Annotated in this window: 1 protein-coding gene and 1 pseudogene; both read left to right on the forward strand. The window is 44.0% G+C overall.

Annotation, left to right across the window (positions count from 1 at the left end; all coding sequences use genetic code 11):
- A partial coding sequence (locus N482_RS25155) for a transposase (protein ID WP_196765303.1) occupies positions 1-540 on the forward strand: 540 nt, incomplete at its 5' end.
- A gap of 9 nt (positions 541-549) precedes the next feature.
- A pseudogene (locus tag N482_RS04595) lies at positions 550-730 on the forward strand (IstB-like ATP-binding domain-containing protein); the annotation flags it as partial.

Consider the following 730-nt stretch of genomic DNA (forward strand, 5'->3'; position numbering starts at 1 on the left):
CACGTACACATTGATTACCATGTAGAGGTAGAAAAGCATTATTACTCGGTGCCTTACACACTGGTAAAACAAAAGCTAGAAGTGCATATCTGTAGTCAACAAGTGAAGATTTACCATCACGGTAAACTCGTAGCCTTACACCCAAGGTCTTCTGCCGAGGGGAGTCACACGACCAATGAACAACATATGCCTATTGCGCACCGAAAACACCAGCAATGGTCGCCAGAGCGACTTGAACGTTGGGCAGCACAAATCGGCAAAGAGACAGAAACCTTAGTTAAACGGTATCTCAATGAGCGTAAACACCCAGAGCAAAGTTATCGACGCTGTTTAGGGCTTCTGAACCTAGCCAAACAATACTCGCCCGCCAGATTAGAGCTTGCGTGTAAACGCGCGTTGCATAACGGTGTGACTCACTTAAAAGCGATTAGCAATATGCTCAGTAAAGGCCTAGAGCAACAACCGCTCCCGAATGCGCAAATCGATTTATTAAACGATATCGAGCACCCAAATATCCGTGGTCAAGATTATTACCACTAAGGACTTCTCATGAATACATTAACAAACCAATTAACCACCTTAAAACTGAGCGGTGTAAAAACGGCTTTATTACAACAAATTGAGCAACCAAACCTCTACATGGAGCAAAGCTTCGAAGAGCGATTAAGCTTATTACTGGAGTATGAAATCACTGTCCGAGAGCAAAGACGTATAGAGCGGTTAACGAAGC

Source organism: Pseudoalteromonas luteoviolacea NCIMB 1942 (assembly GCF_001625595.1).
In the GTDB taxonomy this organism is placed as follows: Bacteria; Pseudomonadota; Gammaproteobacteria; order Enterobacterales; family Alteromonadaceae; genus Pseudoalteromonas; species Pseudoalteromonas luteoviolacea_A.